Source organism: Halarcobacter bivalviorum (genome assembly GCF_003346815.1).
Taxonomy (GTDB): domain Bacteria; phylum Campylobacterota; class Campylobacteria; order Campylobacterales; family Arcobacteraceae; genus Halarcobacter; species Halarcobacter bivalviorum.
Genome location: NZ_CP031217.1, coordinates 1,316,794 through 1,337,878, shown reverse-complemented (window position 1 = coordinate 1,337,878; position 21,085 = coordinate 1,316,794). Strand labels below are relative to the sequence as shown.

19 protein-coding genes and 4 tRNA genes are annotated in these 21,085 nt (G+C 28.9%); 20 read left to right on the top strand and 3 right to left on the bottom strand.

Annotated elements, in window-relative coordinates:
• The first annotated feature begins 16 nt into the window (after positions 1–16).
• Genes bamA through ABIV_RS06775 form a run of 6 tightly spaced genes read left to right on the top strand, consistent with a single transcriptional unit; the run spans position 17 to position 7,570 of the window.
• On the top strand, positions 17–2,263 hold the full coding sequence (gene bamA, locus ABIV_RS06800) for an outer membrane protein assembly factor BamA (RefSeq protein ID WP_114839147.1): 2,247 nt from the start codon (positions 17–19) through the stop codon (positions 2,261–2,263).
• A 26-nt stretch (positions 2,264–2,289) separates the two neighbouring features.
• Positions 2,290–3,360 carry a dehypoxanthine futalosine cyclase gene (locus tag ABIV_RS06795; RefSeq protein WP_114839146.1) on the top strand — a complete coding sequence of 357 codons (1,071 nt, stop codon included), beginning with the start codon at positions 2,290–2,292 and terminating at the stop codon, positions 3,358–3,360.
• A 54-nt stretch (positions 3,361–3,414) separates the two neighbouring features.
• The gene (locus tag ABIV_RS06790; RefSeq protein ID WP_114839145.1) at positions 3,415–4,653 is read left to right on the top strand and encodes a M16 family metallopeptidase; all 1,239 of its coding nucleotides are present in this window, start codon (positions 3,415–3,417) and stop codon (positions 4,651–4,653) included.
• Position 4,654: 1 nt separating this feature from the next.
• The gene (gltX, locus tag ABIV_RS06785) at positions 4,655–5,926 is read left to right on the top strand and encodes a glutamate--tRNA ligase (RefSeq protein ID WP_114839144.1); all 1,272 of its coding nucleotides are present in this window, start codon (positions 4,655–4,657) and stop codon (positions 5,924–5,926) included.
• Complete coding sequence (locus ABIV_RS06780) at positions 5,923–6,201, top strand: YggT family protein (RefSeq protein ID WP_114839143.1); 279 nt, start codon at positions 5,923–5,925, stop codon at positions 6,199–6,201. The genes gltX and ABIV_RS06780 overlap by 4 nt, the downstream gene beginning before the upstream one ends.
• Before the next feature lies 1 nt (position 6,202).
• Positions 6,203–7,570, top strand: a complete 1,368-nt coding sequence (locus ABIV_RS06775; protein WP_114839142.1) for a hypothetical protein — start codon at positions 6,203–6,205, stop codon at positions 7,568–7,570.
• Here the strand turns inward: ABIV_RS06775 and ABIV_RS06770 are convergent.
• Entirely contained in the window at positions 7,548–8,036 is a 489-nt protein-coding gene (locus ABIV_RS06770; RefSeq protein ID WP_114839141.1) for a hypothetical protein, read from the bottom strand. The two genes, ABIV_RS06775 and ABIV_RS06770, sit on opposite strands and share 23 nt — an antisense overlap.
• A 78-nt stretch (positions 8,037–8,114) precedes the next feature.
• Here ABIV_RS06770 and mobB point away from each other — a divergent pair, with 78 nt between their 5' ends.
• Genes mobB through ABIV_RS06745 form a run of 5 tightly spaced genes read left to right on the top strand, consistent with a single transcriptional unit; the run spans position 8,115 to position 12,642 of the window.
• Positions 8,115–8,618, top strand: coding sequence for a molybdopterin-guanine dinucleotide biosynthesis protein B (gene mobB / locus ABIV_RS06765; RefSeq protein ID WP_114839140.1), 504 nt, complete (start codon positions 8,115–8,117; stop codon positions 8,616–8,618).
• The gene (locus ABIV_RS06760) at positions 8,618–9,463 is read left to right on the top strand and encodes a class 1 fructose-bisphosphatase (RefSeq protein ID WP_114839139.1); all 846 of its coding nucleotides are present in this window, start codon (positions 8,618–8,620) and stop codon (positions 9,461–9,463) included. The genes mobB and ABIV_RS06760 overlap by 1 nt, the downstream gene beginning before the upstream one ends.
• Positions 9,456–9,671, top strand: a complete 216-nt coding sequence (locus tag ABIV_RS06755; protein WP_114839138.1) for a hypothetical protein — start codon at positions 9,456–9,458, stop codon at positions 9,669–9,671. Before ABIV_RS06760 ends, ABIV_RS06755 begins: the two co-directional genes overlap by 8 nt.
• A gap of 20 nt (positions 9,672–9,691) precedes the next feature.
• The gene (gene metG, locus ABIV_RS06750; protein WP_114839137.1) at positions 9,692–11,647 is read left to right on the top strand and encodes a methionine--tRNA ligase; all 1,956 of its coding nucleotides are present in this window, start codon (positions 9,692–9,694) and stop codon (positions 11,645–11,647) included.
• Complete coding sequence (locus tag ABIV_RS06745) at positions 11,647–12,642, top strand: peptidoglycan synthetase (RefSeq protein WP_114839136.1); 996 nt, start codon at positions 11,647–11,649, stop codon at positions 12,640–12,642. The genes metG and ABIV_RS06745 overlap by 1 nt, the downstream gene beginning before the upstream one ends.
• A 6-nt stretch (positions 12,643–12,648) precedes the next feature.
• On the opposite strand, the gene ABIV_RS06740 is transcribed toward ABIV_RS06745, so the two are convergent.
• Entirely contained in the window at positions 12,649–13,305 is a 657-nt protein-coding gene (locus tag ABIV_RS06740; RefSeq protein WP_114839135.1) for a S24 family peptidase, read from the bottom strand.
• A gap of 321 nt (positions 13,306–13,626) precedes the next feature.
• On the opposite strand from ABIV_RS06740, the gene ABIV_RS06735 reads away from it, so the two are divergent.
• From ABIV_RS06735 to pckA, 4 genes are read left to right on the top strand one after another with little or no spacing between them, the layout of a single operon-like run.
• Positions 13,627–13,872: an OadG family protein gene (locus ABIV_RS06735; RefSeq protein WP_114839134.1), complete on the top strand. Its 246-nt coding sequence runs from the start codon at positions 13,627–13,629 to the stop codon at positions 13,870–13,872.
• Between the two features lie 5 nt (positions 13,873–13,877).
• A complete protein-coding gene (locus tag ABIV_RS06730) occupies positions 13,878–15,683 on the top strand; it encodes a biotin/lipoyl-containing protein (protein WP_114839133.1) in 1,806 nt (601 codons plus the stop codon).
• Between the two features lie 26 nt (positions 15,684–15,709).
• Positions 15,710–17,026 carry a sodium ion-translocating decarboxylase subunit beta gene (locus ABIV_RS06725; RefSeq protein WP_114839132.1) on the top strand — a complete coding sequence of 439 codons (1,317 nt, stop codon included), beginning with the start codon at positions 15,710–15,712 and terminating at the stop codon, positions 17,024–17,026.
• A 27-nt stretch (positions 17,027–17,053) separates the two neighbouring features.
• Positions 17,054–18,634, top strand: coding sequence for a phosphoenolpyruvate carboxykinase (ATP) (gene pckA, locus ABIV_RS06720; RefSeq protein WP_114839131.1), 1,581 nt, complete (start codon positions 17,054–17,056; stop codon positions 18,632–18,634).
• Between the two features lie 19 nt (positions 18,635–18,653).
• On the opposite strand, the gene ABIV_RS06715 is transcribed toward pckA, so the two are convergent.
• Positions 18,654–19,685, bottom strand: a complete 1,032-nt coding sequence (locus tag ABIV_RS06715; protein WP_114840471.1) for a bifunctional 3,4-dihydroxy-2-butanone 4-phosphate synthase/GTP cyclohydrolase II — start codon at positions 19,683–19,685, stop codon at positions 18,654–18,656.
• Positions 19,686–19,811: 126 nt separating this feature from the next.
• On the opposite strand from ABIV_RS06715, the gene ABIV_RS06710 reads away from it, so the two are divergent.
• From ABIV_RS06710 to ABIV_RS06690, 5 genes are all read left to right on the top strand, one after another.
• Positions 19,812–19,886 (top strand) — tRNA-Gln (locus ABIV_RS06710).
• Between the two features lie 17 nt (positions 19,887–19,903).
• A tRNA-Met gene (locus tag ABIV_RS06705) sits at positions 19,904–19,980 on the top strand.
• Positions 19,981–20,003: 23 nt separating this feature from the next.
• Positions 20,004–20,080 (top strand) — tRNA-Met (locus tag ABIV_RS06700).
• 103 nt (positions 20,081–20,183) lie between these two features.
• Positions 20,184–20,260: transfer RNA gene (locus tag ABIV_RS06695), tRNA-Thr, on the top strand.
• A gap of 126 nt (positions 20,261–20,386) precedes the next feature.
• Complete coding sequence (locus tag ABIV_RS06690) at positions 20,387–21,064, top strand: alpha/beta fold hydrolase (protein WP_114839130.1); 678 nt, start codon at positions 20,387–20,389, stop codon at positions 21,062–21,064.
• The last annotated feature ends 21 nt before the right edge of the window (positions 21,065–21,085 follow it).

Here is a 21,085-nt window from a genome sequence, read left to right as displayed (position 1 = left end):
TAAAATAAGGATAACTGTGAAAAAGAAAAGTATCTTATTATCTATCACTCTGGCTTCACTTTTACAAGCTGAACAAATTACTTCTATTGAATATGTTAATCTAACTAAAATTTCTTTACCTGTAGCAAACGAAACTTTAAAACTAAAAGTTGGCGATGAAATTGATGTAGAATCAGTAAATAAAGCAATAAAAGATTTTTATAAATTTAATTATTTTGAAGATATTAAAGTTAATATTGATAATGGAAAATTACAATTTATTTTTGATGAAAAACCTTCAATTGCAAATGTTGATATTACTGGTTATAAATCAAGAGAAGATGATATTAATATCTTAAGAAAACAAATAGGTCTTGAAAAAGGAAATATGTACTCTGAAAAAAGAATAAAGAGTGCAAAAGAGAAGCTTTTAAAAGAACTTGAAAGAGAAGGATACATAAACTCAGTTGTTGAAGCAGAAGTTGAACATCTTAATGAAGATTCTGTAGCTATTACTTTTAATGTAAATAAAGGTGATGAGATTATTATCAAAAAAGTAAACTATTTTGGTTCTGAGAACTTAGAAGCAAGTGATTTTGAACCAGCAACTGCAAACAAAGAAGTAGAATTTGCTTCATGGTTTATTACACAAAATAGTGGTGAACTAGCAGCAGAACAATTAGAATATGATAGTAAAAGAATACAAGAAGTATATTTTGAAAATGGATACTTAGATGCAAAAGTAAAAGATCCTTTCTTAGAAGTTGATTTTTCTTCAAATCAAGCAGAACTTGATTTTTATATTGAAGAAGGTAGACAATACAATGTAAATGATATTGCTATTTATGTTAATTCTGAAATTGTAAAAGCAGAAGATATTTATCCTGAGTTAAAACTAAGAAAAGGTCGAACTTTCAATATAAAAAGACTTAGAAAAGATGCAGACTATATTAAAACTTTAGTAGCAGATAAAGGTTATGCATTTGCACAAGTTAAATATGATATCAAAAAAGATGAAAAAAATGGAACAGCAGATTTAGTATATAATGTAATTCCAGGGGAAAAAGTTTATATTAGAGATGTAAAAATTTCAGGAAATACAAGAACTCTTGATAGAGTTATTAGAAGAGATGTATATTTAGCACCAGGAGATCTATTTAGTTTAACTGATTTCAATGATTCTAGAAATAAACTAAGAAGAACAGGTTATTTTGAAGATGTAATTATTGAACAAAAAAGAGTTACAGCTGATAAAATGGATATTGTAGTTAAAGTTAAAGAAGCTGCAACTGGAAATATTATTCTTGGTGGGGGATATGGTTCTTATGATGGATTCATGATTAATGGTTCTATTGTTGATAATAATATCTTTGGTTCAGGTCTTTCGTTAGGTGTTTCAGTTGATTTATCTAAAAGAAAAACAGACCTTTCAATTAGACTTAAAAATCCAGCAATTGCAGATAGTAAATATCATGGTGATTTAGATATTCACTCAGATGAAATTGAAATTGATAGCTCTAAATATGAATTAAATAAAGATGTTAAAGGTTTCACAGTTGGTGTGGGTAAAGAGTTTATTAGAAACTTAAGAGCTGGTGCAAAATATAGATTAGACTTTATTAAAGAAGAATATGATTATGAAGATGATGCGGGAGTTCCAGAAAGTAAAAGATTTGTTGATACTGATTATGTAACAAGTTCTATTACTCCATATCTAAACTTTGATAATACAGATGATTATTTAAACCCAAGAAGTGGTATTAGAACAGGTTCTTCTTTAGAAATAGCAGGACTTGGTGGAGATTCAGAATATCTTAAGAGTTCTTCTTATTTTAAATACTTCTATTCTTTAAACGATCTTTATGATTTAGATTGGATTTTTAGATATAAGCTACAAGCAAACTTTCTTGTGGATAATGGTCAAATCAATCAAGGGGATTCATTGTACTTAGGTGGAACAAAATCTTTAAGAGGATTTAAATCTTATGCTTTCCCTAAAAATGAATCAGGAGAAAGAGTTGACCCTTATAAACAGATGGCAGCAACATCTTTAGAAATGAGTTTTCCTATCTCTCAACAAGCTAAGATGAGATGGGGTGTTTTCTATGATTATGGTATGATTGGGGAAGATAATATGTCAGATGTAAAAAGATCTTCAACAGGTGCCCTTTTTGAATGGATTTCACCATTTGGACCATTACAACTAATTTTTGCTCAGCCATTAGATGATGAAAAAGGTGATGATACATCATCATTTGAATTCTCATTAGGGTCTAGTTTTTAATATATAAAATAAAAATTGGATAATTTATGGTAAAAAAAATGGATATTATAGATAGAAGAATCACTGATGAAGAGGCATTAGATTTAATTCAAAATGCTTCTTTAGTAAAACTAGGTGAATTAGCTTCTAAGAAAAAAGCACAATTACACCCTGAAAAAATAACTACTTTCGTAGTAGATAGAAATATCAACTATACAAATGTATGTTGGGTTGACTGTAAGTTCTGTGCTTTTTATAGACATGGAAGAGATGAAGATTCTTATGTTTTAAAATTTGATGAAATTGATAAAAAGATAGAAGAATTATTAGAAATTGGTGGAACACAAATCTTAATGCAAGGTGGAGTTCATCCAAAACTAAAAATAGATTATTATGAGGAATTAGTTGAACATATTCATACAAAATTCCCTCAAATCACTCTACACTCTTTTTCTGCTATTGAAATTTGTTATATTGCAAAGGTTTCAAAAATCTCTAGACTTGAAGTACTACAAAGACTTCAAGCAAAAGGTTTAAGTTCAATTCCAGGAGCTGGGGCTGAAATTTTATCAGATAGAGTAAGAGATATTATTGCTCCTAGAAAAATTGATACTGAAGATTGGTTAGATGTTCATAGATTAGCTCACTCAATTGGTATGAAAACAACTGCTACAATGATGTTTGGAACAGTTGAGACAGATGAAGAGATTATTGAACATTGGAACAAAATTAGACAACTTCAAGATGAAACAGGTGGATTTAGAGCCTTTATTATGTGGTCTTTTCAAAGTGCAAATACAAAACTAAAAGAAGAAATTCCTGATTTAAAACCACAATCGTCAAATAGATATTTAAGATTACTTGCTGTTTCAAGACTATATTTAGATAATTTTCCAAATATTCAAAGTTCTTGGGTGACACAAGGAAGTTATATTGGTCAAATGGCTCTTAAGTTTGGAGCAAATGATTTAGGAAGTACAATGATGGAAGAAAATGTTGTTGCAGCTGCTGGAGCGACAAACTGCATGAATCAAGAAGAGATGATTCAATTAATCCAAGATGTTGGTGAAAATCCAGCCAAAAGAAACACTGCTTATGAGATTTTAGAGAGGTTTTAACATATGAACCTCTTTAAATCTTTTTTATTACTACTATTAATTCAAGGATATTTAATGTCTGCTACAGTTAAGCACATAAAAATAAATAATATAGATATTCCAGTAATTTTTGAGCAAGATAAAAATTTACCAATATTAAATTTACAACTTGTTTTTAAAAACTCTGGTTATATGCAAGACAAAAAGAAAAGTGGTCTTGCTTCTCTTTCATCAAAATTACTTGATGAAGGAACAAAAGAGTTAGGTTCTACAAAATTTGCTCAAAAACTAGAAGATTCTGCAATCTCTTTAAGCTCAAGTGTTGGATTTGAAACTTTTGTAATAGAACTTTCATCTATCAAAGAAGTAAATGATAAAGCATTAAAACTTCTAAAAGAGCTTTTAAATGATCCTAATTATGACAATAAAGTTTTAGAAAAAATAAAAACAATAAAAACAGGTTCATTAAAAAGAAAAGAGAACGATTTTGATTATATTGCAAGTAAAGAACTAAAAACATTACTTTTTAAAAATAGTGCTTTAGAAAACCCTGCAAGTGGTACAATTGAATCTATATCAAAGATTAAACTAGCTGATATAAAAACTTTTTTAGAAAAAACAATTGATTTAAATAATTTAATTATTGTCGCTGGTGGAGATATTGATTTTGATGAATTATCAATAAAATTAACAAAGTTACTTAAAAATCTAAATGCAAATAAAGAGAATAAATTTATTAGTGTAACAACTAATGATAAAGCTCAAACTAAAACTATTACGAAAGATACACAACAAGCTTATATCTATTTTGGTAGCCCTTTTAATACAACAGTAACAAATGAAGAAAATTATAAAGCTAAAGTTGCTTCATTTATTCTTGGGGGAAGTGGTTTTGGAAGTAGATTAATGGAAGAGATAAGAGTAAAGAGAGGTTTAGCTTATTCTGCTTATGGATATGTTTCTATAAATAAATCTCACAACTATTTTACTGGATATTTACAAACAAAACTAGAGAGTGCGGATGAAGCTAAAGAGCTTGTTTCAAAGATTATTACAGATTTTGTAAAAGATGGTGTTACACAAGTAGAACTTGATGCTGCTAAAAACTTTCTTTTAGGAAGTGAACCTTTAAGAACGGAAACTTTATCTCAAAGATTAAATAGAGCATTTACCCTATTCTATAAAGGTTTAGACTTTAATCATACTCAAAAAGAGTTAGAAAAAATAGAAAATCTTAAATTAGAAGATTTAAATACTTATATCAAATCTCATGATGAGATTAAAAATTTATCATTTTCAATAGTAAGGAAGTAGTTTGTTAAGATTTGCACAAAGTCCAACAAGAGATATGCATTTAGGTGATTTAAGAGTAGCAATATTTAATTATATTGTTTCAAAACAAAAGAATCAAAAACTTTTAATTAGAATTGATGATACAGATAAAGAGAATAATATAGAAGGAAAAGAGAAAGAGATTTTAGAATTATTAAATCTTTTTTCAATTGATTACGCGAATGTTGTTTATGAGAGTGAAAATTTAAAATATCATCAAAAAATTGCTATGCAATTAATGGGACAAAAAAATGCTTTTGCCTGTTTCTGTTCTGATGCAAAAATTGAAGAGTTAAAAGAGAGTGCAAAAAAAGAAAATAAATCTTATGAATATGATGGTTTTTGTCAAACACTTTCTGATGAAACAATTTTAAATGTAAACTCTCCTTTTATTGTAAGAATTAAAAAACCTGAAGAAAATATTGAAATAAAAGATCTTTTAAAAGGAAATCTTTTATATAAGTCTTCTGAAATAGACTTTTTCCCTATTTTAAGGCATGATAAAACACCAACAGATAACTATGCAAGTGCTATTGATGATATGTTATATGATATTTCTGATGTTATTACTTCAGAAGAGCAATTAATTGAGAGCCCAAGGCAAGTTCATATAAGAAAGCTTTTAAATTATGATAAAGAGATAAACTATACTCATATTCCTAATGTAAGTAGTGATTTAGAGAACTCTTCTGTAAAATATTTAATTGATGAAGGTTTTTTACCAGCAGCAATTGCAAACTATTTAGTTTTACTTGGAAATGATGCACCTAAAGAGTTTTTTACTTTAGAAGAGGCTATAGAATGGTTTGATATTAAAAATATATCTAAAGAAAATGTACATTTTGATATTAAAAAACTAAAAGAATTAAATAAAAAACATCTTCAATCATTTGATGAGATGAGACTTTCAAAAATTTTAGGTTTTGCAGATACAGATATTGGCAGACTTGCCAAACTTTTTTTAAATGAAGTAAGTACAATTAAAGAGCTTAAAGAGAAAATTAACCTTATTTTTTCTCCAAAATCAACTTGTGAAGGTTTTGAAGAAGAATTTGTTGAATTAAAATTATGTTTAAAAGATGCTCCTTATATTGAAAGTTTTAATGAGCTAAAAACTTATATAATAGAAAAAACAGGATTAAAGCAAGAAAAGCTATTAACTCCTCTGTCTTATCTTCTTACAGGGACAAAAACAACTGATATTTCAGAAGTTTATCCTTTAATCAAAAACTATTTAGGAGAAATCGTAAAATGATAGATGCACTTTTAAGTTCAGTTTTTACAGTTGTATTAACTGTAATATTTTTATATAAATGGGTAATTATAATTTCAGCAATCATTTCATGGGTTAAACCTGATCCTTATAATCCAATTGTACAGATGCTTTATAGATTAACAGAGCCTGCATATAATTTAGTTAGAAGATTTATTCCAACAGTTTTTGGAGGAATGGATTTTGCACCAATAATTTTAATTTTTGCATTAATTTTCTTAGAGACTTTCTTAGGAAAACTTTTTATGGGAATGTAAAATGAAATACCCCTCTTCTCTTTTTTTAATTACACTATTATCTTCAAGCTTATATGCAAGTAATTTCTTAAGCTTAGATACAATAGAAAAAGAGAAAAAAGGTATTAAAAGAGACTTTTTAATAAATGAGTTTCTAAAAAAAGAAGCAACTACAAGTGAAGAGGCTTTTAGTACCTTACAATTTATTGATAATATGAACACTACACTATTTACAAATTTTGCTAATAAATATGCAGATGATGAAACTTTAGCAGTAGTTCAATGTATGAATATGCCTACGAATCAGCTTTTATCTTCATATGATGATTGTATAAGAGTTGGTTTATCTTATAATGAAATCTCAAAACTAAACTCTTTAGAAGCTGAACAAATTATAAATATAACTTCTGAAAAGTACCCTAAATATGCGAAGAAAGTAAAACTTTTGTCTTCTTCAATACCTTTTACGAGATTAATTACCCTAGAAAAAGATGAGTTTTATGAGCTATATTTAAATATTTCTAATGAATTTAGAGAAAACTATTTTAATTATAAACTTCCACGAAAAACCTTTTTTAAAATTTTTGAAGATAAAGAGAATTTTGAAAAATATTTAGAAGTAAATATAAAAAATAGAAAATTAGATATCTTAAACTACTCTCTTTTAGCTATTGATGAGACTACTTTAAGTGCCAATGCTTCTTTTTTATTAGGACTTAATGCTTTTGCCTTTAATGAAAAAGACAAAGCACAAAACTTTTTTTTAAATGCCTTAGCAAAAGATAAAGAGAACCAAAATAAAATTCTATTTTGGCTTTATAAAACAACAAAAAATGATAGTTTTTTAAAAGATATTATTCAAGAAAAGAAAATAGATATTTATACTATTTTATCATATGAGATTTTAAAAGAAGAGCTTGTATTAACTTCAAATCTTAATCAAAACAATGAATTCATTAAAGCTACAAAAAACTATAAAATAGGAGATAAAGCCTTTTTATATGCAATGATTTCAAATGAATCAAACTTTAACAATAAATTTATTTCAAAAGACTTTAAAATAGGACTATTAAATACAAAATATGATTTAATAGATATTGAAAAGTTCTTTTTAGAAGGATTACCTTTAGAAAAAAGTCTTAAATTAATTGAAAATAACTTTTTTGAAGAGAATAGAGATGAAAATATTATTATAAAATATCTACTATTTAAAAAAGAAAAAGAGAAACTTGAAATAATTTATCAAAATGAAGAAAGTGATAGAGATTTTATTTTTGAAATACTTTCTGATAAGAAATTAAAAGAGTTTTTATTTACTTATTACTCTTTTTATAATTTAAAAAGTAAGAAGAAAGAGACTCTCTCTTCTATTTTTGAAAACTTAAAGTAGTTGTTCCATACTTAGTATGTATGAAGTTTAAAACTAACTCTCTTTTCTCTTCTTTATTATTAAATTTAACTAAATAGTATCTAGCCCAAGGGTTTTTTAGAGGTATTGATTTTACTAACTCAGAGTTAGAATCTAATCCTTTAATAGAAAGGGCTTCTTTATCTTCCAATAAAAGTTTATAAGAGTCTTTGAAAAAGTTTTCTTTATCTTTATTTGCAATTTGTACACCAAAAATAAAAGTTTCTATTTTATCATCACTATATTTTTTATCAACTTTATTTAAGTAAGTTAAAAAAATCAAAGCCTCTACTTCATTATTTACAAGCAAATCTCTTTTTTTTGTATATTGAATTGCTTTTGCACTTAGTTTATCATTTTCAAAATGATTTAATGCACTTGTTTTATCTGCACATCCTGTAAAAAAAAGTATTAAAAATAGTATAAAAAAACTACTAATTATCTTCATAAAAAACATCCTAAAATATTGTAAGATGGTATCTTACCCTAATTTTACTTTAACATATATTTAGATAAAATCCCTCTTATGAATAATCAATATAAAAAACTTGCAGTTGCTTTTAGTGGCCCGTCAAATAGCGGTAAAACAACACTTATTATTAAAGTATCAACTCTTTTACAAGAAAGAGGATATAAAGTGTGTATAGTAAAACATGACCCGGGAAATAAAGCAACTTTTGACATACCTAAAAAAGATAGTTTTAGATTCTTTGAAACAGGTGCTGATGTTGCTGTAGTAAGTCCTAAAAGAACTACATATTTTAAAAATGAAACTTCATCAATTGATGAGATAATTGAAACTTTTAAAGATTTTGATTATTTATTAGTTGAAGGATTAAAAACACTACCTCTTCCTAGAATTACTATTTTTAGGGATGAAATAGATGAAACTTATTTTAAATATAGTAATTCAATAGCTTTTGATGAAACTATTAATAAAAATGAAATTCCTTCAAACTTAGATAAACTAGACTTAAACAATCCAGAAGAGATTATAAATTGGATTGAAAATAATGCAAAGAGAGTTTAATGCAAGAGATATTTGAAGCAATAAAAGAAGCTAGTAAACAGATTCAAGATGTTATAGAATTAGGTGATACAGCAAAAAGTGAAAATGAAAACTCTACAGGTGATACTCAACTAAAACTTGATATTGCTAGTGATGTTATTATTGAAAAAGTTTTTGCTACTGTACCTAGTATTAAAGCTATAGTTAGTGAAGAGCAAGAAGAGATTGTACACTTAAATGATAAGGGTGAATACCTAATTGCATATGATCCATTAGATGGTTCTTCATTAGTTGATGTAAATTTATCAGTTGGTTCTATTTATGGTATTTATAAAAATGATTTTACTGGAGATAATATTATTGCTTCAGTTTATGTTGTTTTTGGACCAAGAGTTGAAATGGTTGTTGCATATAAAAATAGTGTAAAATTATATAGACTTTTTGATGGAGAATTTAATTATATTAAAGATATTAAATTAGAAGAAAAAGGAAAGTTAACTGCAACAGGTTCTACTCAAATGTGCTGGCCAGAGCACCATAAAGAACTAATAAATAGTATGTATAAAGATGGTTATTATTTAAGATATTCTGGAGGAATGGTTCCTGATTTACATCAAATTCTTCTAAAAGGTGGAGGATTATTCTCTTATCCTGGTACTACAGATAAACCAAAAGGTAAACTAAGACAACTATTTGAAGTTTTCCCTTTTGCTTTAGCATATGAATATGCAGGTGGACAAGCAGTTAATGGGAAAAGTAGAGTTCTAGAGATTGAAACAACTCATATTCATGATACTAGCCCTTGTTTTTTTGGTTCAAAAGATGAGATTAAAAGAGTTTTAGAAGTTTACAAAGATCATGTCTGAAAATCAAGAAAAAGATCAATGGGAACAAAACCTAGAAAATGTTAAAGCAGAATTAAATAGTTGCCAACTCTCTTTACATCAAAAAGAGTCTTGTCAACCTAATAATAATTTTTGTGAAAAGTTTTTTGAGTGTGAACTTAGAAAAAAATATGTAATTGCTGTTTATGAGTCTATGAACAAAGGCTCTGGCGGTGGATTTGAATTTTAATTAAAAAAGAAGGTATTTATATGGAAAATTCTTGTAAAAATGTTTATATTACAACTCCTATTTATTATGTGAATGATGTAGCTCATATTGGTCATGCATATACAACAATTATTGCTGATATGTTAGCTAGATATTCAAGACTAACTGGATATAACACATATTTTTTAACAGGAACAGATGAACATGGGCAAAAAATTGCTCAAAGTGCAGAAGCTAGAGGAAAAACTCCTAAAGAGTATGCAGATGAAGTTTCTGGAAAGTTTAGAAAACTTTGGGATGATTTTGATATCTCTTATGATAAATTTATTCGTACTACAGATGAAGAACATAAAATTGGTGTTCAAAAAGCTTTTGAAAAAATGTATGAAAAAGGTGATATATACAAAGGAGAATATGAAGGTTTTTATTGTGTATCATGTGAAACTTTCTTTACAGAAAAACAGTTAATTGATGAGCAATTCTGTCCTGATTGTGGGAAACCTACAAATATTGTAAAAGAAGAGAGTTATTTCTTCAAATTATCTAAATATGAAGATAAACTAATTAAATGGTATGAAGAGAATGAAGACTGTATTCTACCAAGAGCAAAGAAAAATGAAATTTTAAATTTTGTTAAAGGTGGATTAAAAGACCTTTCTATTTCAAGAACTTCATTTGATTGGGGTGTAAAACTACCTGAATCTTTAAATGAACCAAAACATGTAATGTATGTTTGGTTAGATGCGTTAATGAACTATGTAACTGCTTTAGGTTATGGAAATGATGAAAAAAATATGAATTTTTGGCCAGCTAAAGTTCATTTAGTAGGTAAAGATATTTTAAGGTTTCACTCTGTTTATTGGCCAGCATTTTTAATGTCTTTAGATTTACCATTACCAGACCATATTGCAGCACATGGTTGGTGGACAAGAGATGGTGAAAAAATGTCTAAATCAAAGGGAAATGTTGTTGATCCAAAAGAAGTAGCAGATGCTTATGGGTTAGATGCATTTAGATACTTTATGCTAAGAGAAGTTCCTTTTGGACAAGATGGAGATTTTTCTCAAAAAGCTCTAATGGATAGAATCAACTCAGATTTAGGAAATGATTTAGGAAATCTTTTAAATAGAATTTCTGGTATGTCGGGAAAATATTTTGACTATAAAATTGATTCTAAAGATGTTGAAAAATATCATCAAAAAGAGTTAAATGAAGTTCAAGAGATTTTAGATAATGTAGAAAACTATGTATTTAAAATGCAACTAAATAAATACCTTGAAGATATTTGGAAAGTATTAACAATTGCTAATAAAGCAATTGGAGATTATGAGCCTTGGGCAAAAATGAAAGATGGGAAAGAAGAAGAAGCTATGGCATTAGTAGCCTTAATTACTAATATTATGGCTAAAGTTGCCCTACTTCTAGATTCTGTAATGCCTGAAAAAATTGCTAAAATTGCTACTTCATTAGGTTTAGAAATTAATAATGACTCATATACTAAACTTATTGTTAATAAAGAACTAATAGGAGAAACAACTATTACAAAAGTTGAGCAACTTTTCCCAAGAATTGAAGATATCTTATTAGAACAAGCAAAGCCAACAGAGGTTTCAAAAGCTGAAGCAGAAAAGAAAAAAGAAGTAAAAAAAGAGGAAAAAGTTGAAGAAGATAATCTAATTACTATTGATAAATTCTTTGAAACTACTCTAAAAATAGGAACAATTATAGAAGCCGAAGAAGTTCCAAAATCAAGTAAACTATTAAAACTACAAGTTGATGTAGGAGAAGAAAAACCAAGACAAGTTCTTGCTGGAATTAAAGAGTTCTATTCTGCTGAAAGTTTAGTTGGTACACAAGCTTGTGTTGTAGCAAACCTTAAACCAGCAAAACTAATGGGAATGCTAAGTGAAGGTATGCTTCTTGCTGCAAAAGATGAAAATGGTTTATCATTAATTAGACCAGAAACTTCTAAAACTAATGGGACAAAAATAAGCTAGTGCAAATAACATCTATTCTTGATATAGTTGATGGTAGGTTATTAAACCAACCATCAATTTCATTTATTTACTCAATTAAAACAAATGTTAAAAAAGTAAAAGAAGGTGACCTTTTTATTGTTCAAAATAAAGAGGATATTAATGAGGCTCTGGAAAATGGAGCTTTTGCTTTGATTGTAGATGAGAATATCGATATTATAGATAAAGAGATAGCTTGGATAAAAGTTCAAAGTATAAAAGAATCTATTACTAAATTAATAAGATTTCAACTTTCAAATAAAAAACTTACTGCATTTTATTGCAATGTAGTAAGTTATAATTTATTTGAAATACTTAGAAAAACAACTTCTCATACAAAAATTAAACTAATTCCTAAAGATTTATCTAAATTCTTTAGAATTATTGATGATATTGAAGAGAATGATACAATTATTTGTTCTTGTCAAAAAACATTAGAGAATATCTATCCTGTTAATTTTAATTTTAATACAAAAGATTATGAAATTAAAAACTTAATAGAACACTCTATTTTTGAAACAACTTTTTCTTATCAAGATAAATATTTTTCAAAAATAAAGATACCAAGCCTTTATTTAAAAGAGTTTCTTGATGTATATAGTTTTTTAGGTTTTGATGCAGATTTAAATAAATTAAAAAAATTTAATAAATTAAAACCTATTTTTGTAGATAAATTAATAAACCATACAGAACATGGAAGAACTGATAAGTTTTTATTGGCTCAAGAAAATAAAGAGCTAATGGAAGCAGAAATTGCATATTTAAAAAATAAATATAAATATGCAAAAATACTATATTTAACTTTAGAAGAGATAACAGATAATACACATATAGAGTTCACACATCTTGATTCTTTAGATGATTTAAAATTCTTTTTAAAGAAAAACTCATTTAATGCTGTATATTTTGTAGGATTAGATTATGAAACTCTTTATGAACAAGTTTCTAAAGAGAACAATGAACCTACTTTAATCTAAGTACTTTTAGTAAATCATACCAAAAGTACTTACAACTTTTCCAATTATATTTAGTTCTCTATTTTCTAAAACTTGAATAGGATAATCTTTATTATCAGAGATAACATCTAACTTTCCATCAACTCTTTTTTGAATTCTTTTTACAAATAAACCATGATTTGTAGTAAAAGCATAAATTCCATCTCTTGCTACATCTTTTTTACTCTTATCAATAAAAATTATATTATCACTATTTAATGTTGGCTCCATAGAGTCCCCTACTACATTGATTGCCTCTACATTTTTAAGATTATCTTGTCCACCTAACATATTAATAAAATAAGGAGGAACTTCTAAACTCTCATATTCATCATCATTTTCATAAGCACCTCCACCAGCACTTACTCTAACTTCAGGATAGTATCTAATCCAATATTTATCTGTAGAATCTACTAATGAACCTGGATTTTGATTGTATAGTAACCAGTTAATAGAGATTTTTTTTCTTGCACAAAAGTCTAAAATATTAGAAAAAGGTATTTTTCCTCTATTCTTCATTGTTGCAAAATTTACTTGGCTTAACTCTAATGCACCAGCAACATCTTTATCAAAAACCTTACCATCTTTTCCATCTTTACTTATAATGTCTTTTAATTTTTCTATTATTTCTGATACAGCTAACATAATAACTCCTTTTAGTAATTATATTACAAAATGCAATATTTTTCAAGTCTTTTATGAAAAAATTATAAAATTTTGACATATTATTAAAAAAAGGACTTTAAAATGTCAGCAAAAATTACTAAAGCAACAAATTCTGTAATGAATTTTTTACTAAAAATTGATAATTTATTATTAGTTGTTGGTAAAAAAATATTATAAAAATTAATAATAAAGTTAAATTCTCAAATTTATAATCACTTAGTGTTAAAAATAAATTTTACTAAAGCAAAGTTTATATAAAATTACTTTACTAATTACACGATGGTAACCACGGGGAGTAATATGGAAACAAACTTAGTTGCAGAAGCGATAAAGTTTATGGTCTTGGGGATGGGGATAGTATTCTTATTCTTGATCGTAATGGTCTATGCTTTAAAACTGCAAGCAAAAATAATTGGTAAGTATTTTCCGCAAGGAGAGACACCAGCACCTACAAAGCCAAGAACTACAGAGGCTTCAAAAGAGAAAACTGCAAAGATAGCGGCTATAGTAGCAGCTGTTCAACATCATAAAAATCTAAAAGGTTAAATTAAATGTCAAAAAAATATATTGATGTTATGGATACTACATTTAGAGATGGATTCCAATCTGTCTTCGGAGGTAGAGTTTTAATGGAAGATTTTTTTCCAGCTGTTGAAGCTGCGAAAGAAGCAGGTATCAATCATTTCGAGTTCGGAGGAGGAGCAAGATTCCAATCTTTATTCTTCTATCTACAAGAAAACGCATTCGAAATGATGGATAAATTTAGAGAAATTGTAGGACCAGAAGCGAATCTACAAACCCTAGCAAGAGGTATAAATACAGTAATGCTAGATACAGGTTCAAGAGAACTAGTAGAGATGCACGCAAAAATGTTTGCAAAACATGGTGTAACAACAATAAGAAACTTTGATGCATTAAATGATGTACAAAACTTAGAATATAGTGCAGAATGTATAAAAAAATATGGACTAAATCATGAAGTAGTAGTAACATTAATGGACTTACCTCCAGGATGTGAAGGAGCTCATGATGTACCATTCTATGAAAAGACATTAAGAAATATCCTAGATAGTGGCTTACCATTTGACTCTATTTGTTTTAAAGATGCAAGTGGAACATCTTCTCCACAAAAAGTATTTGATACTATTAAAATGGCAAGAAAATTAGTAGGTGAAGATACTCATATTAGATTACATACACATGAAACAGCAGGAGTATCAGTAGCTTGTTACTTAGCAGCATTAGATGCAGGAGCAGATGGAATAGACCTAGCAGCATCTCCTGTAAGTGGAGGGACATCTCAACCAGATATCCTAACAATGATGCACGCAGTAAAAGGTATGAATTATGATTTAGGTGGATTAGAAATCTCTAAAGTATTAAAATATCAAGATACTTTACAATCTTGTTTAAAAGATTACTTTATGCCACCAGAAGCAACACAAGTTTCTCCTTTAATCCCATTCTCTCCAATGCCAGGTGGAGCATTAACAGCAAATACACAAATGATGAGAGATAATGGAACTTTAGATAAATTCCCAGAAGTAATAAAAGCAATGCAAGAAGTAGTAGAAAAAGGTGGATATGGAACATCAGTAACACCAGTTTCACAATTCTATTGGCAACAAGCATACGCAAATGTAATGTTTGGACCATGGAAACAAATTGCACCAGGTTATGGAAAGATGGTATTAGGATACTTCGGTAAAACACCAGTTGAACCAGACCAAGAGATTGTTAAATTAGCTTCTGAAAAACTAAAACTTGAACCAACAAGTGAAAACCCACTAGATATAGCAGATAGAGATGAGAAGAAAACTATGTCTTACTGGGAAGGAAGATTAAAAGAAGAGAATATCGAAACAAGTGATGAGAATATCTTTATAGCAGCAGCTTGTGATGAAAAAGGAATTGCTTTTCTAAAAGGTGAAAGCCCATTAAATGTAAGAAAAACAAATGATGCAACATGCGAAAATGATAAAGAATGTAAATTAGGAGAGAAAAATAGTATGAGTAATGCAACAGGAAACTATACAGTAGTTGTAGATGGACAAAAATTTAATGTAACTGTAGCTGAAGGTAATGCAGATATTCAAGTAACACCAGTAGAAACATCAGCATCAGCAGCACCAGTAAGTGGTGGTGGAGCAGAAGTTGGAGCAACTGTTGCAGGAAATGTATGGAAAGTAAATGTTAAAGTTGGAGATACAGTAAAACAAGGTGATATCGTAGCAATTCTAGAAGCAATGAAAATGGAAATTGATGTAGAAGCTCCTTGTGATGGAACAGTAAGTGCAATTTTAGCTAATCCAGGTGATGCTGTTGAAGAAGGTCAAGCAATAGCAACAATTAGCTAAGCTATAAAGAACTGGAGAAATATTTAATGAATAAAAAAATACTAGCTTCAATGCTACTGTTGTTTTTTACACTATTCACAACAAACTCTTTTGCAAGTGCAAATGCAGCACCTGCAGAAGAAGTAAAACATGAATATCATGAAAAATCATTAGGTCAATTATTAGAGTCATTCTATAAAACAACAGGGATTTATGCTTTTACAAATCCAAGTGATGATGTAATGACTTCAGAAGCTCATGCCGAAGATGCAAGAGTTATGACTACTTTTGAACAAACTTGGGGTAGATTAATAATGATAGCAATTTGTCTATTCTTATTCTACCTTGCAATTGCAAAAGGATTTGAACCATTATTATTAATGCCAATAGCCTTTGGTGGTATCTTAGCTAATATTCCACTAGCTGGAATTGGTGGAGAGACTGGAATGCTTGGTATTATTTATAATATGGGTATTGCAAATGGATTTTTCCCATTATTAATTTTTATGGGAGTTGGAGCAATGACAGACTTTACTCCACTATTAGCAAATCCAAAAGCAGCAATCCTAGGAGGAGCAGCACAGTTTGGTATCTTTGGATCACTAGTAGGTGCAGTAGTTTTAGGATTTGATTTACAGTCTGCTTCAGCTATTTCTATTATTGGTGGAGCTGATGGACCAACATCAATCTTTATTGCAAATAGATTAGCTCCTGAATTATTAGGTGCAATTGCAGTAGCAGCATACTCTTATATGGCATTAGTACCAGTAATTCAACCTCCAATTATGAAGGCACTTACTTCAGAGGCTGAAAGAAAAATCAAAATGCCAAAATTAAGAAAAGTGCATAAATTAGAGAATTTAACACTGCCAATTGTTATATTATTGTTAGCAATTCTGTTCTTACCAGAGTCAACTCCACTAATTGGAGCATTTTGTTTAGGAAATTTCTTCAAACAATCAGGAGTTGTTGAGAGACTTTCTGATACAATGCAGAATTCATTAATCAATATAGTAACAATTTTCTTAGGATTAGGGGTTGGTTCAAAACTAGCTGCTGATAAATTCTTAGTGTTAGAGACACTTGGGATTATGGTTATTGGATTAATTGCATTTGCAGCAGGAACAGCAGCAGGTGTAATCATGGCAAAGATCATGAATAAATTTTCGTCTGATGAGAATAAGATTAACCCTCTTATTGGTGCTGCAGGAGTATCAGCTGTACCAATGGCAGCAAGAGTTGTTAGTAAAGTTGGACAAGAATATGACAAATCAAATGTATTATTAATGCATGCGATGGGTCCTAATGTTGCTGGTGTTATTGGCTCTGCCGTAGCTGCTGGTGTACTTTTATCGATTTTTTAAAATTTTAATTAGTAGGGAAAATAGGAAATGTCTGAAATTAAAGACTCACTTGGTTTAGAAAATGTAGGTAAAGTTTATAGAAACTTAGATATAGATAGCTTAATACAACACGCCGTAGAGAATGAAGGAGCAAAAGTTTCTTCAACTGGTGCATTAATGGTTGATACAGGGATTTTTACAGGAAGAAGTCCAAAAGATAAATTTTTTGTAAATCAAGATCCTTCAAATAAATATATTGCTTGGGGTGATATTAATAGAAAAGTTTCTAAAGAAGTATATGAAGATTTAGAAGTAGTAGCTAAAAAACAACTTGGTGGAAAAGATTTATATGTAACTGATGTATATTGTGGTTCATCTTTAGATAGTAGAAAATCTGTAAGATTTATTACTGAAGTAGCTTGGCAAGCACATTTTATTCAAAATATGTTTATTGTTCCTCCTAAAGAAGATTTAGAAGACTTTAAACCAGAATTTACTGTTTATAATGCTTGTAAAACAGTTGATATGGCTTATGTAAGTCATGGTTTACACTCAGAAGTATTTGTTGTATTTAATGTAGAAGATAATACAGCACTTATCGGTGGAACTTGGTACGCAGGTGAGATGAAAAAAGGTGTTTTCTCTATGATGAACTATTGGTTACCTTTAGAAGGTAAACTTCCAATGCACTGTTCAGCAAATATTGGAGAAAAAGGTGATACTGCCCTATTCTTTGGTTTATCAGGAACAGGAAAAACAACTTTATCAACTGATCCAAAAAGAAGATTAATTGGTGATGATGAACATGGTTGGGATGATAATGGAGTATTTAACTTCGAAGGTGGTTGCTATGCAAAAGTTATTAACTTAGATGGTGAATCTGAACCTGATATTTTCAATGCTATTAAAAAAGGTGCTATTTTAGAAAATGTAGTAGCTGATGAAAATGGTGTTGTTGACTATACAGATGGTAGTAAAACAGAAAATACAAGAGTTTCATACCCAATTGATCATATTCCTAATCATACTCCAGATATGAGAGGTGGTCATCCTGAAAATATTATCTTCTTATGTGCAGATGCATTTGGTGTATTACCTCCTGTTTCAAAATTAGATAAAAGACAGGCAATGTACTACTTCCTAAGTGGATATACTGCAAAAGTTGCAGGAACAGAAAGAGGTATTACAGAACCAGTTGCTACATTTAGTTCTTGTTTCGGAGAAGCTTTTTTACCTTTAAACCCTACTGTTTATGCTGAATTACTTGGTAAAAAAATTGATGAGCATGGTGTAAATGTATACTTAGTAAATACTGGTTGGACTGGTGGTCCATATGGTATTGGTTCAAGAATGAGTATCAAAAATACAAGAGCTTGTATTGATGCAATTTTAGATGGTTCAATTGAAACTTCAGAATTTGAAACTCTTCCAATTTTTAATTTAAACATTCCAAAAACACTAAGTGGTGTTGATACAGAAGTATTAAATCCAAGAAATACTTGGGAAGATAAAGAGTCTTATGATGAGACAGCTATTAAATTAGCAGGTATGTATATTGATAACTTTAAAAAGTATTTAACATTAGAGAGTGATTACGACTTTACGTCAGCTGGTCCTAAACTACAATAAAAATATAAATAGAGTGTTTTTAACACTCTATTTGAATTTCTTCAACTATTTCTAAACCAAATCCATTTAATCCTACAAACGAGTGTTTCCCTCCACTTGTCATTAGTTTAATTTTCTTTACATTTAATGTATTAAGAATTTGTGCTCCTATCCCATAATCTTTTTGAGATTCTTTTTGGATTTTATCTTGTGCTAAGAAGATTAATAATCCACCTTTTGATTGAAGAAAGTTAATTGTTTTTAACATTGAATTTAATTTTTCATCATTTAAAAATAGTTCAATATCTGGAATTACTGTATGAAATTTCACATGAGTTAATTCTTCTGTCTCTCCAAATAGTATTGCAGTATGGATATTTCCTAGATGATCTTTAAACTCTTTTTTTATAGCTTTTGTTCCAAAGAAAGAGATTTCCTCTTGTTTAATCTCATCAACTAATTTTTCATGACTTAATCTATACTCTACTAAATCAGAAATATAGATTTGTTTCATATTATGAACTTGAGCAAAAATATCTAAATCATCTCTTCTTGCCATTGTTCCATCATCTTTCATAATTTCACAAATAACAGCTTCACCATTTAGTCCAGCTAATTTACATAAATCAACACTTCCTTCTGTATGTCCAGTTCTAACTAGCACCCCACCATCTTTTGCTATTAATGGAAAGATATGTCCAGGTTTTACAAGTTCTGTCTCTTTTGAAATTGGGTTTGCAAGAATTTTAATAGTATCATCTCTCTCCCCTGCACTAATTCCTGTTGCTGCATCTGCTGCATCAACTGATACTGTAAATGCTGTTTCATAAGAAGAAGTATTAGATTCAACCATTGGATTTAATTTTAATCTATGAGCTGTATCTTTTGTAACAGATACACAAATTAAACCTTTGGCATGAGTTGCCATAAAGTTTACTTTTTCAGGAGTACTTAATGCTGCTGCATATACTAAATCTCCCTCATTCTCTCTATCTTCATCATCTAACATGATTACCATATTACCTTTTTGTATCTCTTCTATTGCCTCTTTTACTCTTTGTATTGCATTCATATTTTCTTCTTTCATATTATTATATATTTCGTAAATTTCTAACATTATATCAAAAATTTCAAAATTTTTTCTAAAAACCCTTGACAAACCAAACGTTTTTTACTATAATTTCGGCACTTAAAAAGTTGGGGTATCGCCAAGCGGTAAGGCCCTGGTTTTTGGTACCAGTATTCGCAGGTTCGAATCCTGCTACCCCATCCACTTTTAAGTAAACAACTCGCGGAATAGAGCAGTCCGGTAGCTCGTCGGGCTCATAACCCGAAGGTCGTTGGTTCAAATCCAGCTTCCGCAACCAACTTTAATAAATGATGTCTTTATGTCAAGGTAGCTCAGCTGGCTAGAGCGCTGGTCTCATAAGCCGGAGGTCGAGGGTTCAAGTCCCTCTCTTGACACCATTTAAAACTTAGAATCGCTAAGTTGGATGGACATCACTTTATTTATTTTCCCTTATTTTTTATATTGTTAAACTTCAAATATTTAAGGGTTAATTTTTTATTTGCTGGTGTAGCTCAGTTGGCTAGAGCAGCTGATTTGTAATCAGCAGGTCGGGGGTTCAAATCCCTTCACCAGCTCCATTTTGCGAATAAAAATGAAATAGAATTACTTTTTATACATATAATTGAATTAATTTTCCCTCCTAAAAAATTTAAATACTTTTTTATTCTATTTCATTTTTATATTCTTTTATGTAAAATCCTTTAATGAACAAAAAACTACTTATGATACCAGGTTTAATGTGTAATGAAAAACTTTGGTCAAAAATAGAACTTAACAACTATAAAAGCCTCCCTATTCCCAAAGAAGATTCTATAGAGAAAATGATAAAAAGTTTAGATAAAACTATTTCAAAAGAAGAGAAAAAGGTAAATATCATAGGTTTTTCACTAGGAGGATATTTATCATTAAATTACTTAACAAAATATCCAAACAAGGTAAATAAGGTATTAGTTGTCTCTTCTAGTATCAATAACTTATCTTCAAAAGAGATCCTTTTAAGGCAAAATAATCTCAAAAGAATGGATACACATAAAATAAGAACTCTTAGCAATAAGGCAATTTGTCAACTTTTAGAAGATAAAAACGATACTGAGAATATCTCTTTAATAAAAGAGATGTTTGATGATTTAGGAGTTGATACATATAAACAGCAATTATTAGCAACATTAGAAAGAGAAAACCTTTTTAACATGTTAAAAGAAGTTAGTAATGAAGTCTTATTTATTGCTAGTAACAATGACTCTTTAGTTGATTTAACTAACATAAAAAAACTTTGTAACACAAATAAGAACTTTGATTTAAAACTATTAGATTCCTCTTCTCATATGATTCCTTTGGAGTATGATTACTTTTTATACAAGGAAATCCTAAACTTTTTTTAATAAATGATGTTATAATTTTTT

Bases quoted from the DNA above. Each gene is read 5' to 3' on its own strand.
- ABIV_RS06740 (WP_114839135.1), bottom strand. From the start codon at position 13,305: ATGTTAGCTGTATCAGAAATAATAGAAAAATTAAAAGACATTATAAGT.
- metG (WP_114839137.1), top strand. From the start codon at position 9,692: ATGGAAAATTCTTGTAAAAATGTTTATATTACAACTCCTATTTATTAT.
- ABIV_RS06690 (WP_114839130.1), top strand. From the start codon at position 20,387: ATGAACAAAAAACTACTTATGATACCAGGTTTAATGTGTAATGAAAAA.
- ABIV_RS06725 (WP_114839132.1), top strand. From the start codon at position 15,710: ATGAATAAAAAAATACTAGCTTCAATGCTACTGTTGTTTTTTACACTA.
- ABIV_RS06715 (WP_114840471.1), bottom strand. From the start codon at position 19,685: ATGAATGCAATACAAAGAGTAAAAGAGGCAATAGAAGAGATACAAAAA.
- ABIV_RS06790 (WP_114839145.1), top strand. From the start codon at position 3,415: ATGTCTGCTACAGTTAAGCACATAAAAATAAATAATATAGATATTCCA.
- pckA (WP_114839131.1), top strand. From the start codon at position 17,054: ATGTCTGAAATTAAAGACTCACTTGGTTTAGAAAATGTAGGTAAAGTT.
- ABIV_RS06730 (WP_114839133.1), top strand. From the start codon at position 13,878: ATGTCAAAAAAATATATTGATGTTATGGATACTACATTTAGAGATGGA.
- ABIV_RS06780 (WP_114839143.1), top strand. From the start codon at position 5,923: ATGATAGATGCACTTTTAAGTTCAGTTTTTACAGTTGTATTAACTGTA.
- ABIV_RS06760 (WP_114839139.1), top strand. From the start codon at position 8,618: ATGCAAGAGATATTTGAAGCAATAAAAGAAGCTAGTAAACAGATTCAA.
- ABIV_RS06770 (WP_114839141.1), bottom strand. From the start codon at position 8,036: ATGAAGATAATTAGTAGTTTTTTTATACTATTTTTAATACTTTTTTTT.
- ABIV_RS06795 (WP_114839146.1), top strand. From the start codon at position 2,290: ATGGTAAAAAAAATGGATATTATAGATAGAAGAATCACTGATGAAGAG.
- ABIV_RS06775 (WP_114839142.1), top strand. From the start codon at position 6,203: ATGAAATACCCCTCTTCTCTTTTTTTAATTACACTATTATCTTCAAGC.
- ABIV_RS06735 (WP_114839134.1), top strand. From the start codon at position 13,627: ATGGAAACAAACTTAGTTGCAGAAGCGATAAAGTTTATGGTCTTGGGG.
- ABIV_RS06755 (WP_114839138.1), top strand. From the start codon at position 9,456: ATGTCTGAAAATCAAGAAAAAGATCAATGGGAACAAAACCTAGAAAAT.
- mobB (WP_114839140.1), top strand. From the start codon at position 8,115: ATGAATAATCAATATAAAAAACTTGCAGTTGCTTTTAGTGGCCCGTCA.